The 12,702-nt window shown below is 49.8% G+C and carries 10 protein-coding genes; 8 read left to right on the plus strand and 2 right to left on the minus strand.

All coding sequences use genetic code 11. The features are described from left to right. The first annotated feature begins 5 nt into the window (after nucleotides 1-5). Nucleotides 6-200, plus strand: a complete 195-nt coding sequence (locus PMG71_RS17650) for a hypothetical protein (protein ID WP_283755028.1) — start codon at nucleotides 6-8, stop codon at nucleotides 198-200. 54 nt (nucleotides 201-254) lie between these two features. Continuing rightward, entirely contained in the window at nucleotides 255-884 is a 630-nt protein-coding gene (locus PMG71_RS17655) for a ribonuclease D (protein WP_283755029.1), read from the plus strand. Between the two features lie 376 nt (nucleotides 885-1,260). On the opposite strand, the gene gyrA is transcribed toward PMG71_RS17655, so the two are convergent. Next, complete coding sequence (gene gyrA, locus PMG71_RS17660) at nucleotides 1,261-3,864, minus strand: DNA gyrase subunit A (protein ID WP_283755030.1); 2,604 nt, start codon at nucleotides 3,862-3,864, stop codon at nucleotides 1,261-1,263. A 505-nt stretch (nucleotides 3,865-4,369) separates the two neighbouring features. Between gyrA and PMG71_RS17665 the strand changes: the two genes are divergently transcribed. The 6 genes from PMG71_RS17665 to rpmA all read left to right on the plus strand — a co-directional run bounded on the left by PMG71_RS17665 (nucleotide 4,370) and on the right by rpmA (nucleotide 11,600). Continuing rightward, the gene (locus tag PMG71_RS17665) at nucleotides 4,370-4,939 is read left to right on the plus strand and encodes an REP-associated tyrosine transposase (RefSeq protein ID WP_283755031.1); all 570 of its coding nucleotides are present in this window, start codon (nucleotides 4,370-4,372) and stop codon (nucleotides 4,937-4,939) included. Nucleotides 4,940-5,188: 249 nt separating this feature from the next. After that, nucleotides 5,189-8,473: a CHAT domain-containing protein gene (locus PMG71_RS17670; RefSeq protein WP_283755032.1), complete on the plus strand. Its 3,285-nt coding sequence runs from the start codon at nucleotides 5,189-5,191 to the stop codon at nucleotides 8,471-8,473. A gap of 161 nt (nucleotides 8,474-8,634) precedes the next feature. After that, nucleotides 8,635-8,973, plus strand: coding sequence for a hypothetical protein (locus tag PMG71_RS17675; protein ID WP_283755033.1), 339 nt, complete (start codon nucleotides 8,635-8,637; stop codon nucleotides 8,971-8,973). A 198-nt stretch (nucleotides 8,974-9,171) separates the two neighbouring features. Beyond that, nucleotides 9,172-10,524, plus strand: a complete 1,353-nt coding sequence (locus PMG71_RS17680) for a hypothetical protein (protein ID WP_283755034.1) — start codon at nucleotides 9,172-9,174, stop codon at nucleotides 10,522-10,524. Between the two features lie 389 nt (nucleotides 10,525-10,913). Next, nucleotides 10,914-11,282 (plus strand): 50S ribosomal protein L21, encoded by a 369-nt coding sequence (gene rplU / locus PMG71_RS17685; protein WP_283755035.1) that lies wholly within the window; start codon nucleotides 10,914-10,916, stop codon nucleotides 11,280-11,282. A gap of 51 nt (nucleotides 11,283-11,333) precedes the next feature. Further along, entirely contained in the window at nucleotides 11,334-11,600 is a 267-nt protein-coding gene (gene rpmA / locus PMG71_RS17690; protein WP_283755036.1) for a 50S ribosomal protein L27, read from the plus strand. 175 nt (nucleotides 11,601-11,775) lie between these two features. Here the strand turns inward: rpmA and PMG71_RS17695 are convergent, their stop codons facing one another. Next, nucleotides 11,776-12,669 carry a hypothetical protein gene (locus PMG71_RS17695; RefSeq protein WP_283755037.1) on the minus strand — a complete coding sequence of 298 codons (894 nt, stop codon included), beginning with the start codon at nucleotides 12,667-12,669 and terminating at the stop codon, nucleotides 11,776-11,778. Nucleotides 12,670-12,702: the final 33 nt, after the last annotated feature.

Here is a 12,702-nt window from a genome sequence, read left to right on the forward strand (position 1 = left end):
TATTTATGAGCGATATGAACGATCCCCCACCTAAACAAGGACTTGGACAATGGATTAGTTTCGCCGCCGATCGCTTTGGATTTGCCGGTTTAGGGTATATTCTTGGTGCAGTCCTGGTTCTAGTCATCGGTTGGTTTATTCACGCTTCCCAAAAATCCCCCCCCTCCAACCCCGAAACCCCCACCGAACAACAGCCATAGCCAAGATGGGGAGATAGGGGAATCTCGAATTACTCATTACTCATTACTTAATTTATGACCATTCAACCCTTTCAGATCGGCGAGCAGGATCTTAATGATGAACAACTCGCCCATTATATGCAAGTCGGAGAAATTGCCGTCGATACTGAAACCATGGGCCTATTACCTCTACGCGATCGCCTCTGTTTAGTGCAAATTTCTGACCCCCAAGGCCATGTCATTGCCATCCGGATTGCCAAAGGACAAACCACAGCCCCTAACCTTAAACAACTCCTAGAATGCCCAACGATTAACAAAGTTTTTCACTTTGCTCGATTTGATGTGGCCCAGTTTCGCCATCATTTCGATATCATTGTCAATCCCATCTTCTGTACCAAAATCGCCAGCAAACTTGCTCGCACCTACACCAACCGTCATGGACTCAAAGAATTAGTGCAAGAACTGGAAAAAGTCGAACTCGATAAAAGTGCCCAAAGCTCAGATTGGGGAAATGTCGGCAACCTTTCCGAGGAACAACTCAGCTATGCTGCTAATGATGTGCGCTATCTTCTGAGCGTGAAAGAAAAACTGATCCAAATGTTGCACCGAGAAGAGCGCTGGGAACTGGCTCAAGAGTGTTTTGGCTGTATCCCGGTTTTAGTTGCCTTGGATTTGTTGCAGTACAAAGATGTGTTAGAGCATTAATCGAGTCATATCAAGTCCGGATAAAAAGTGAAGAAGCGGGCAAGATGCCCGCACTCCTCCAATCCCTTGATATTAATGGAGTGGGAGCGTCTCGCTCCCTCAGTTTTTAATCAGGGTATTTCCGCTTCGCGGACATGAACAATCGGACTTGATATGATATCAAGTCCGGATAAAAAGTGAAGAAGCGGGCAAGATGCCCGCACTCCTCCAATCCCTTGATATTGCTGGAGTGGGAGCGTCTCGCTCCCTAGATGTTTAATTGTCGCTCCCTAGATGTTTAATTGTCGCTCCCTAGATGTTTAATTGTCGCTCCCTAGATGTTTAATTTATAGTGTTTCCGCTTCGCGGACATGAATAGCCAGAATTTGCACCTCATTTATTCTGGTAAGGGTTGGGGGGTGTCCATTTCAACGTCTTCCCCTTCCGTGGTTTCTTCCGCGTGGGTGGGCACTAGAGCAACTGCGGCAATGGTATCATCCTTATCTAACCGTTGCACTAAGACCCCGGTTGCACCCCGCGACTGTACGGAAATGGCATTGGTAGACTGGCGAATAATGATGCCACGGGAGGTGACCATCATTAACTCATCGTCGGGGTGAACGATGCGTAGAGCGGCTAACTGATCGTTGCTTTTATGGGATTTGAACTTAGTGGCAATAATTCCTTTTCCAGAGCGGTTTTGTAGTCGGAATTGGTTGACGGGTACTCGTTTTCCATAACCTTTCGTGGTAACGACCAATGCCCAGGGGCCGAGGGGCGCGGTGTCGATGTCTTCGGTGTCGAGTGGCTCATTCACTTCTTCTTCTGCTTCGGTCTGATCGACCATGACCTCATTGAGTACCTGACCGGGTAAAATATCCATGCTAATCAGGCGATCGCCGTCCACCAGTTTCATTGCCCTTACCCCCCGTGCCGTCCGTCCCAAGGGACGCACTTGATCGGTATTGGTTCTGAAATGAATGGCTTTACCCTGAGCAGAGGCAATAATGATACTGTCTTCTTCCGTGGCTCTTCTGACCCAACGCAACTCGTCGCCTTCAGCTAAGGAGATAGCAATTAATCCATTGGTGCGAATGTTACTAAAGGCATCAAGGGCAGTGCGTTTGATATAGCCTTTCTGGGTGAGCATCACTAAGTATTCATGGTCGCTAAATTCGGAGACGGGGATAATGGAGGTGATTTTCTCATCCATGGGAATGGGTAACATTTGTACCATGGGTGTGCCTTTGGCGTTGCGGGAGCTGCTGGGAATTTGATAGGCGAGGAGACGATAGACGACACCGCGATCGCTAAAAAACAGCAGACTATCATGGTCGCAACAGGTCAAGAAATGGTCAATACCATCATCTTCCTTCATTTTTGCACCAGATTTACCCCGCGTTGCCCGACTTTGGGCATCAAAGGTATCGACGGGCATCCGTTTAATATAGCCCTGTTCTGTAATTAAGATCACCGCTTTTTCATTGGCGATCAAGTCCATATCGACGAGATCCCCTTCTGCTTTTTCGATCTGGGTGCGTCGGGGAGTGGCAAATTTTTGTTTTAGTTCTGCACATTCTGCCTTAATCATCTCTAGGATGCGATTGCGGTTGGCGAGAATGTCTTTTAAATCTGCAATGCGAAGTTGCAATTCTTCATGTTCTTGACGGATTTTTTCGGCTTCTAGAGCAGTTAAGCGCCGCAGTTGCATTTGCAGAATGGCATCTGCTTGCATTTCGGAGAGGGAATAGTCTTCGATCAGCTCAGTTTTGGCGCTGGGGGTATCGGCAGCGCGACGGATGAGTTGGATAATTTCGTCTAAGTATTGCATGGCAATCAGTAAGCCTTGCAATAGATGGTCTCGCTCTTCGGCTTTGCGGAGTTCGTATTGGGTGCGTCGGGTGATGGTTTCTACGCGAAATTCCAGGAAGACGCTGAGGAAGTGTTTTAGCGAGAGGAGTTGGGGGTCATTATTGACCAATGCCAACATATTCGCCCCGAAGTTGCTTTGTAGGGGGGTTTGTTTGTAGAGGTTATTGAGAACGACCCTAGGATAGGCATCGCGCCGCAGTTCGACGACGATCCGCATTCCGTCGCGATCGCTCTCATCCCGAATATCGGCAATGCCTTCGATGCGTTTATCATTGACGAGTTCGGCGATCCGCTCAATTAAGGCAGCCTTATTCACCTGGTAGGGCAGTTGAGTAACAATAATCGCATCCCGTGACGGCCGCCCCCGATGTTCAATGGTTTCAATATCGGCTATGCCGCGCATGGTAATTGAGCCGCGCCCCAGGGTATAGGCTTCTTGGATGCCAGAGGTTCCCAGAATTTTGCCGCCTGTGGGGAAGTCGGGGCCGGGAATATACCGCATGAGGTCTGTATCGGTTAAGTCTGGATCGTCAATCAGGGCAACTAGACCATCAATCAGTTCTCCCAGGTTATGGGGGGGGATATTGGTGGCCATGCCCACGGCAATACCGGCTGAACCGTTGAGGAGTAGTTGGGGAACCCGTGCGGGGAGGACGATGGGTTCCTGCTGGGAGCCGTCGAAGTTGTCGATAAAGTCTACGGTTTCGGCTTCGATGTCTTGCAGCATGGCTTCGGTGGAGATTGCCTGGAGGCGGCATTCGGTGTACCGCATGGCGGCTGGGGGGTCGTTGTCTACGGAGCCGAAGTTACCATGACCGTTGATCAGGGGCGATCGCATGGAGAAGTCTTGGGCCATGCGAACCAGGGCATCATAAACGGCTGTATCGCCGTGGGGATGGTATTTACCGAGGACTTCCCCGACGACACGGGCACATTTCCGGAAGGGGCGATCGGGGGTTAATCCCAGCTCGTGCATGGCATATAAAATCCGGCGGTGAACCGGTTTGAGTCCGTCCCTGGCATCGGGAAGCGCTCGACCTACAATGACGCTCATGGCGTATTCTAGGTATGACCGGGACATCTCATTTCTTAAGTCCGTGGGCACGATCCGATCTAGGGGGATACTCATACGGGGCAAGGCTCCATGCAGAAAACAATTCAGAAACCACAAAACTTGGTATTCCGTCCCAGATTTTGGGTTTGGCTTGACCAAGTTATGAGTGTTTACTTATCAAATTTTAACATATTTTCAGAATCCTTTGGTCTCCAGGACTCTGATGGGGGTGATAATGCTGGGCATTGCTTTGCTGTCCGCTTACCCAATGGCGATCGCCACAGAAAGACAAGATATCTGGCGATGCTGATAACTGGATACAATTACGCAATGATATTCAGGTAAGTCAACCGTCAGAGCAACCACGTCTAATAACTCGATAGTTTTCGTTTTTTCTCTAAGAAGCCTCCATTTTAAGTGAGAGGGTAAAGTTCTCCAAATTCCAGCTTCTGTTCTTCGCAGGGTCTAAGAAACCCGGTTTCTTCAAGAAACCGGGTTTCTGGTCTACGCAGGAGGTTTCTCCCACAACTTAGGATAAAATAAGAAAGTTGCAAGAAACCCGATTTCTGGGGTAAAAAGAATGCCCTATCGTCAGGTGCAATTTCAGCAAGGATGTTATTATCACATTTATAATCGGGGAAATAATCGGCAAGCGATCTTCTTTGAAACTGACAACTATCTCTACTTTTTGCGTCAGTTTCGCCATTACTTCATTGAACCGCAAGTCTTGGACGTTTTAGCCTATTGCTTGATGCCCAATCATTACCATTTTTTAGTCTACTTAAATCAGGCGGACTTTTCCCAGCACATGCAACGGTTTACCCTGTCCTATACAAAAGCCATGAATCGGCGTTATGAGCGTGTCGGTTCATTATTTCAGGGACGCTTTCAGGCCATTTTGGTCGATAACGATCGCTATTTAGCCCATTTAACCCGCTATATTCACCTGAACCCAGTGGAGGCGAATTTGGTCGAGTCGGCTGAAGATTGGCCATATTCCAGTTATCCAGAATATCTGCAAGTGCGCGGTGGCACTTTACCCCAATGTGAGAGGGTGACATCGCTGTTTGAGTCGGTGGATGCCTATCGCCAGTTTGTCGAGGAGGGAGGACGGGATGAGGTGATTCAAAATTTGCTCTTTGATGAGTAGCCAAGGGGGGTATAGCCAAGGTGGCCAAGAAACCCGGTTTCTTCGAGAAACCGGGTTTCTGGTCTACGCAGGAGGTGCAAGAAAACCCAACTTCTAATCTTCCCGTGGAGGGGTCTAAGAAACCCGGTTTCTTCAAGAAACCGGGTTTCTGAGCTACGCAAGGGTTTCTGGTCTACGCAGGGGGTTTCTCCCTCAACCTTGGGATAGGATGGGGGAAAGTCACCAGAAACTCGGTTTCCCATCGTCACCATGGATGAACAACGCATCGCCGCTTATCTTCACCTGATCCAACAACTGCTCACTTGTCCTGATGGGGACGAGGGACGGATACTGAACGAGAACCGCGAGTTGGTGAATGGGGAGTTTCTCCAGGTGTGTGAGACTATCGCCCAGCAGATGGAGCAGGGAGGGAGGGAGAATGAGGCGCAGTTTTTGCGGCAACTGGTGCGGGTGCTGCGGGGGAACGGGGAACGGGCGACAGAGCAAGAGTATAAGCAGTTTTGGATGACAGTGTTGCAAGCAACAGAGGAGAGTAGAGGAGACCCGAACGGGGTTTATCCGCTCTTGCAACAGAATTTAGACAAATTAGATTTAACATTAGCTCAAATCTTGCCAGCTTGGGCCAGTCAGACACTGGAACAAGTTGAAGCAGAACAGAGGCAGGGTATTGCCGCAGTTATTGGTAATTTTGGTAATTTAATTCAACAATTTCCATTAGGCAGTCGGGCTGATAATCTGGAGATCGCAATCATCTGCTACGAAATTGCCTTTACAGTTTTTACCCAAGCAACGAACCCACCGATATGGGCAACTCTACAAAATAATCTGGGAGCTGTCTACTTAGACCGCATCAGGGGAGAGCGGGCCGAGAACCTGGAAAAGGCGATCGCCGCTTACTCTCTGGCCCTGCAAGTGTATACCCCTGAAGCCTTTCCCCAATACTGGGCCACCACCCAAAATAATCTGGGACTTGCCTACTTAGACCGCATCAGGGGAGAGCGGGCCGAGAACCTGGAAAAGGCGATCGCCGCTTACTCTCTGGCCCTGCAAGTGTTAACCCGTGAGGCCTTTCCCCAATACTGGGCTATGACCCAAAGTAATCTGGGAGAAGCCTACAGTAACCGCATCCGGGGAGAGCGGGCCGAGAACCTGGAAGAGGCGATCGCCGCTTACTCTCTGGCCCTGCAAGTGAGAACCCGTGAGGCCTTTCCCCAAGACTGGGCCACCACCCAAAATAATCTGGGAGCTGCCTACAGTAACCGCATCAGGGGAGAGCGGGCCGAGAACCTGGAAAAGGCGATCGCCGCTTACTCTCTGGCCCTGCAAGTGTATACCCGTGAGGCCTTTCCCCAATACTGGGCTATGACCCAACATAATTTGGGAACTGCCTACTTATACCACATCAGGGGAGAGCGGGCCCAGAACCTAGAAGAGGCGATCGCCGCTTTCTCTCAGGCCCTGCAAGTGAGAACCCGTGAGGCCTTTCCCCAAGACTGGGCAGCAACCCAAAATAATCTGGGAGGAGCCTACCATCAGCGCATCAGGGGAGAGCGGGCCGAGAATTTGGAAAAGGCGATCTCCGCTTACTCTCTGGCCCTGCAAGTGAGAACCCGTCAAGCCTTTCCCCAACAGTGGGCCATGACCCAAAATAATCTGGGAGCTGCTTACCGTGACCGCATCAGGGGAGAGCGGGCCAAGAACCTGGAAGAGGCGATCCGGCGTTATCAGGAAGCGCTAAAGGTGAGAACCCGCGAAGCCTTTCCGCAAGACCATGCCGCAACCCTGTGGAACCTGGGTCTGGCCTACCGGAAGGCAAGACAACCGCAGAACGCCTACAGCACTTTTGCCCAAGCCATTGACACCGTAGAAGAGATACGCCGGGGCATTATTCTGGGTGGAGATGCAGATAAACAAAAACTGGCGGAAGAATGGCAAAAGCTCTATCAGAGCATGATCGAAGTCTGTCTTGAGCTGGAGGATGATTCTGGGGCCCTAGAATATGCCGAGCGCAGCAAGGCCCGCAACCTGGTGGAACTGCTGGCAGCCACCCGACTGCGACCGGAAGCCATTCCCCCCGACCTCTGGGAGCGCTACCGAGACCTCTATCAGCAGTGGTGGCAAGTCCAGCAACAGCAGGGGGGAGACTCGGACTCCCGTCCCACCCCTGGGGACAGCCGCAGCGCCCCGGTTGGCGGTGGGTCTGGAGTTCCGGCGGCCACTGTCCGCACTCTGCGCCAGCAGCTCGACCAGTTGATCGCAGAAGACATTACCCCCCACGACCCCAAATTCGGCTATGGTCAACAGGTCACCCCCATCACCTACGGGGAAATTCAAGGGCTGGTCAACCCCCACACGGTGCTAGTCGAGTGGTACTTTACTGCTAAAGGTGTCCACAGTTTCATCGTCACCCACCAGGGAACCCAGCCCCAAGTCCTGACCACTGACCCCCAAGCACTGGAGCGCCTCGGAGAACTGACCAACCTCTATCTGTCCAGCTATCAGCAAGACGACCTCACCCCCTGGCAAACCCAGTTACCCACCTATCTCGCAGCCTTGGCCGAAATCCTAGAACTCGATACCCTGGTGGCCGCCCTTCCGGACTCCTGCCAGCAGTTAATCTTAGTCCCCTATCGCTGGTTGCACCTGTTCCCCCTGCACGCCTTACCCCTGGAGGGGGGCATTTTAGCCGACCGTTTCCCCCAAGGTATCCGCTACGCCCCCAGCAGCCAGATCCTACAGCTCTCGGTCTCGCAAGATGCGCCGGTTTCCGGTGAAGCCCTGTTCGCGGTGCAAAACCCCACAGCCGACCTGGAGTATACCGACCTGGAAGTGGAAGCCATTCAACAGTCCTTTAGCGCTCCCCCCACCATTCTCCAGGGAGAGCAAGCCACGAAAACCGAGTTTAACCAACGCCTGAGCCAACTGACGACGACGGACTTTGCCCATTTTGCCTGTCATGGCTATTTTAATTTTGTCCACCCTCAGAGTTCCGGCCTCATTCTGGCCGGTTCCCAAATGGGCGAAACCGGTGACCGACGCACCCCAGCCATCCGCTCCCGTCGGGGAACATTCGAGCCAGACAAATGCCTGATTTTGCCAGAAATCTTTAATCTGCGCTTACCCCACTGTCGCCTAGTGGTTCTCTCGGCCTGCGAAACGGCGATCTCGGATATCACAGCCACCAGTGATGAATATATCAGTATTTTGGCGGGGTTTTTCTTTGCCGGTTCCCGCCATGTCCTGGGAACCCTCTGGGCCGTGAATGATGTGTCTACGGCGTTGTTTATGATTTACTTTTACGAACGGTTGTTCACGGAACCGCGCCCCTCGGTGACGTTGGCGCTGAAGCAGACCCAGGAGTGGATGCGACAGGTGACGGTGGGCGAGTTGCGAGGCTGGGTAAGGGGGTGTCGGTTGATGTCTGAGCCTGGGAAAAAGCGGGTGATGGCTCGTTTTGCGCGGGGATATAAACCAGAGTATACCCCCTACGATGAGCCTTATTATTGGGCGGGCTTCTGCGTGGTTGGGGTCTAGGTTTCTGATCTTGGTGGGGTCAAAGAAACCCTGGGGTCAAAGAAACCCTGTTTCTTAAAGAAACCGGGTTTCTGGTCTACGCAGGTTTCTGGTCTACGCAGGTTTCTGGTCTTCATGGGCTGCGATAAAATAGGGGAGGTGGTAGAAACCCGGTTTCTGATATGACTGATGAAGAATATATGCAAGCGTTTCTCCAAGTCTGGGAAACGAACCCGAATAATATCTTTACTACGTCTGGAGCGATGAAAGGTTTGCCAGCCCTGAATACGCTGGTGGTGGAGTCAAAAGATGAGTCTAATGAGGTGTTTGCCGATAAACTGGGCCAGTGGTGTTCTGATTATCCGAAATTGAGCGATCAGGTGTTTGCCGCTCACAACCGCAAGTTTAAATTCAAGAAGGATAGTCCTAAACCCCAGACGCAACCGGATAAAACCCTGGATAATCATTATCCGCAAATCCCGGAGAGTTTGCGTAAGCGCATTCTTCAGTCAGATGGTTAAATTTAGCCTTTTCAATGGATTTCCGCAAGGGGACATGGATGACTATAGACTCGGTTTTGCCCTCTCCCTTTCATATCCGCTTTGCGGAAAATCCCTCTCCCACGGGAGAGGGACTTTGCTCCCCTTCTCCTGCGGGAGAAGGGGTTGGGGGATGAGGGGCACACGGTTGAACTGATGCAAAAATCCTCTCTATCTCTTATGAATTCTACTCCTGCTCCGCTTGTTCTCGCGCCTAATGTCTATTTGTTCGCCTATCAACTGTGTCAGAAGGGGAAGGATCACCTGTTTTGGACGGAGTGCGATCGCCTCTTAGAGCCGTTTGGGGTAAGCTTAAAGGATGAGCAAGAGGAAATTGAGTTCAATTCATCGGCTCTTGTTTCAGGTTCCGCCCAAGCCTGGCAACTGAAAGATAGTTACTGTTTATTTTTTAATCTAGGCTATGAGGATGATCGAGAGAATTTAGAGAAAGTCTCCCTTGATGAACTGGGGAAAATTCTTAAGCCTAATGCTATTCTACATCATTTTACCAATCCAGGCAAAAAAACGTTTTTTCTGGGCAATACCCTGATTCTTACGGCCTATATTCCCAGCCCGAATAAACAACGCGACCCTGATTATTTACAGAGTCTAGCCAATAGCTGTTTTACCGGATTATTTGACCCGGATGAGTTGCAGTTATATGAATCCGGTGAGTTGTTTGGTAACTCAATTTTTGCCTATGACAACCGGGATAAAACCGGCGGCGATCGCCATGTTCTGATCTGGCTCTTCCGGGATGAACAAGCGCACGATGCGGTAAATCAATGCTTACCGTTGCTGACGGATTTGCTCTTTTATCGCACAAAAATTGTGAAAGCGTTTGCAGATAGTCGCGAGATTTACCAAGGTTTGAAGCAAGGCTATGGAAACATCGAAGAAACCCTAGATGATTTGCAAATAAAACTCGATAATCGACAGTCTAATGATTTAACCAAGGACGATCTGGCGGACTTCAAGGGTCAACTGAAAAATCTAACGAAAGAATCGTTACCCTATCGGCGCTTTCTGCGAAAGATGGATGATTTTGGCAATACCATTCAAACCAACTTAAAAAACTATGATTACAAGTTGGATGAAATAGCTCAAACCTTAAACCTTGCTCCTGAAAAATTGGGATTGTTCTATGAATTTGCCCAGGAGACTGCACCCTATTACCATGCCCAAATTCAAACCAATTTAAGCTATTTTGCCGATGGCACGGAGTTGGTGGATCAGGCGATCGCCACCATTCGCGGTTTAGTGGAGATCGAACAAGCCGAGAGCGATCGCATCTTACAACAGCAAAACGAAGCTTTGCAAAACGAAATTCAGGCGATCGGTGTGGGTATCGCTGCGGGGGCGATCGTCGCTTCAACCTCTGGTTTAATGACTGAACCCTGGGATTTCCAGAATCTCAAACAATTAGAATGGCAATTTCCCCTGCCCTTTCTGGTTGCTTTAGTCGGGAGTTTTCTTTGTTCTTTTAGTGCTTGGAAATTGGCCCGAAGATGGATTAAACATCAGCGTAACTGAGAACCCCTCAAATCGAGCCAAGAAAAACACTTCCTGAAGAATGTAAAGTTTTATGTCGAGATTCAACACTTCTGGTTTTAAGGGTTTTAGGAGATGTCTAATGAGTTAGCCTCTCTGCATATTCCGCAAATGATTGTGATGCGAGAACTAATCCCAGATCGGGCAGCGCAAGAATTTCTCAAGGGTTTTCAGATTAAGGGTGAGTGATGGAAAGACTGGTAAACCTGCCCCTACTATGGATTTTGAGGGGGATTAAACTTGACAAAAAGTTGGTTAAGGTAGATAATGTTAGATTGTCTGCTTAATCCCTGCTCGGATCAGGTAAAAGCATCCCCAAATGCTGGCTACAACCAGCTACCTGTACGGCAACCTGAAGGAACCGATATCCCATGAGTTACGCAATTATTGAAACGGGCGGCAAGCAATTACGGGTAGAACCCGGTCGCTTTTATGACATTGAACTGTTGGCGGTGGAACCGGAACAAACGGTTTCGATTGACCAGGTGTTGTATATCCAACATGGTGATGATGTCCATGTTGGTCAGCCTCTGGTGAGTGGCGCGACGGTGGAAGGAACGGTAATGCGTCATTTCCGCGATCGCAAGGTTTTAGTCTATAAGATGAAACCGAAAAAGAAAACCCGCAAAAAACGCGGACATCGCCAAGAACGCACTCGTTTGATGATTAATTCTATTAATGTCAATGGAGAAGTGTTAGCCTCAACTCCAGCGTCTGCTGAAGCTTCTTCTGAGGCTTAATTGCGGTAAGCTTTGTACACTAGATAATAGATAATCGATCTCAAAACTCCTATGGCTCATAAGAAAGGAACTGGAAGTACACGAAACGGCCGTGACTCGAACGCCCAACGCTTGGGTGTGAAACGCTATGGTGGACAAAGTGTCCTCGCGGGCAATATTCTTGTTCGTCAAAGAGGAACGACTTTCCATGCGGGTAAAAATGTGGGTGTGGGCCGGGATTACACCCTGTTTGCTCTGACTGATGGTATCGTTACGTTTGAGCGTAATGGTCGATATCGTAAGAAAGTGAGTGTTTATCCGGCTGAAGCGACTTCGTAGGTTGAATGGGTTTCATATCAAGTCCGGTTATTCATGTCCGCGAAGCGGAAACACCCTAATTAAAGGTCTAGGGAGCGAGACGCTCCCACTCCAGTAAGATCAAGGGATTCTAGGAGTGCGGGCATCTTGCCCGCTTCTCTTTTCCCGTTCACCGGATTTGATATTACTGAGATTTTTAAGTAGTGGCATCAAAGTCTTGGGTTTTGAGAATGACCATGTTGTTGCCCACTAAGGAGTTACGGGCTAATAAATAACCTTGAAGATCGAGGATTTCTAAACGGGTAAAGTCGAGTTTGCGGGCACGCTTGAACATATCGTTTGCAAGACGCTTTTGTTGCTCTAAGGGTAATTCATACCAGCGCCGATCGACTTTTAGCACGAGAAGACTATTCAAGAAATCGGCTTGCAGAGAATCAATTAAACCCTCTTCATATTTTTGGGTTAATTGGTTAACTTGCTCTTGAATGGTGACGATTAACCGTTGTTCGGGGGTGAGAATGGGAGGGGGCGCAATTTCTACGGGAATGGGTTCGTTGGTTTCTTCTTCCTCAAGGGGTTTTTCTGTTTCTGGGGGTTCAGGTTCTGCGCTGATGTCTTCTTCAACAGATTCAGAAACCGGTTCTGGACTCTCTTCAGGGATAGGTTCGGGTTCGGTATCCTCTGGAGGTGCTTCGGGTTCTGATGGGATCTCTGGTACTTCTATTTCTGGTTCTTCAATGGTTTCTGTCGGTTCTGGGGGTTCGGGGAGTTGCGCGAGTTCTGGAGCAGGACGGGGAATGAGGGAAACGGAGAGGATCAGAGAGAGGGTGATGACTGCACCGATGAGCAAACTGAGGTCAAAATCATTGATGGTGCTATTCCAGGGATCGGATAACTTTCCACGCACCCATGCTAAGAGTTGATCCCAGAGGGGAAATATGGGCTGTTGGGGAGTGGAAAGGGGTGGGGTTTCTAGGCGATCGGCGATCGCCTGCAAACGGGTAATGAGCGATCGCAAGATCTTCAGCATTTGCCGTTTCAGCCAAGAGGGACGCTCTTCTGGTGGAGAATGAGAAGGTTGTCGTGCCATAATTTCCCTGCATTAAAACCAATGTCTTAATTT

The organism is Roseofilum acuticapitatum BLCC-M154, assembly GCF_030068475.1.
Classification (GTDB): Bacteria; Cyanobacteriota; Cyanobacteriia; order Cyanobacteriales; family Desertifilaceae; genus Roseofilum; species Roseofilum acuticapitatum.

What these genes read in the sequence shown, in the direction of transcription:
- PMG71_RS17650 (WP_283755028.1), top strand. Translation starts at nt 6, where the DNA reads ATGAGCGATATGAACGATCCCCCACCTAAACAAGGACTTGGACAATGG.
- PMG71_RS17655 (WP_283755029.1), top strand. Translation starts at nt 255, where the DNA reads ATGACCATTCAACCCTTTCAGATCGGCGAGCAGGATCTTAATGATGAA.
- gyrA (WP_283755030.1), bottom strand. Translation starts at nt 3,864, where the DNA reads ATGAGTATCCCCCTAGATCGGATCGTGCCCACGGACTTAAGAAATGAG.
- PMG71_RS17665 (WP_283755031.1), top strand. Translation starts at nt 4,370, where the DNA reads ATGCCCTATCGTCAGGTGCAATTTCAGCAAGGATGTTATTATCACATT.
- PMG71_RS17670 (WP_283755032.1), top strand. Translation starts at nt 5,189, where the DNA reads ATGGATGAACAACGCATCGCCGCTTATCTTCACCTGATCCAACAACTG.
- PMG71_RS17675 (WP_283755033.1), top strand. Translation starts at nt 8,635, where the DNA reads ATGACTGATGAAGAATATATGCAAGCGTTTCTCCAAGTCTGGGAAACG.
- PMG71_RS17680 (WP_283755034.1), top strand. Translation starts at nt 9,172, where the DNA reads ATGAATTCTACTCCTGCTCCGCTTGTTCTCGCGCCTAATGTCTATTTG.
- rplU (WP_283755035.1), top strand. Translation starts at nt 10,914, where the DNA reads ATGAGTTACGCAATTATTGAAACGGGCGGCAAGCAATTACGGGTAGAA.
- rpmA (WP_283755036.1), top strand. Translation starts at nt 11,334, where the DNA reads ATGGCTCATAAGAAAGGAACTGGAAGTACACGAAACGGCCGTGACTCG.
- PMG71_RS17695 (WP_283755037.1), bottom strand. Translation starts at nt 12,669, where the DNA reads ATGGCACGACAACCTTCTCATTCTCCACCAGAAGAGCGTCCCTCTTGG.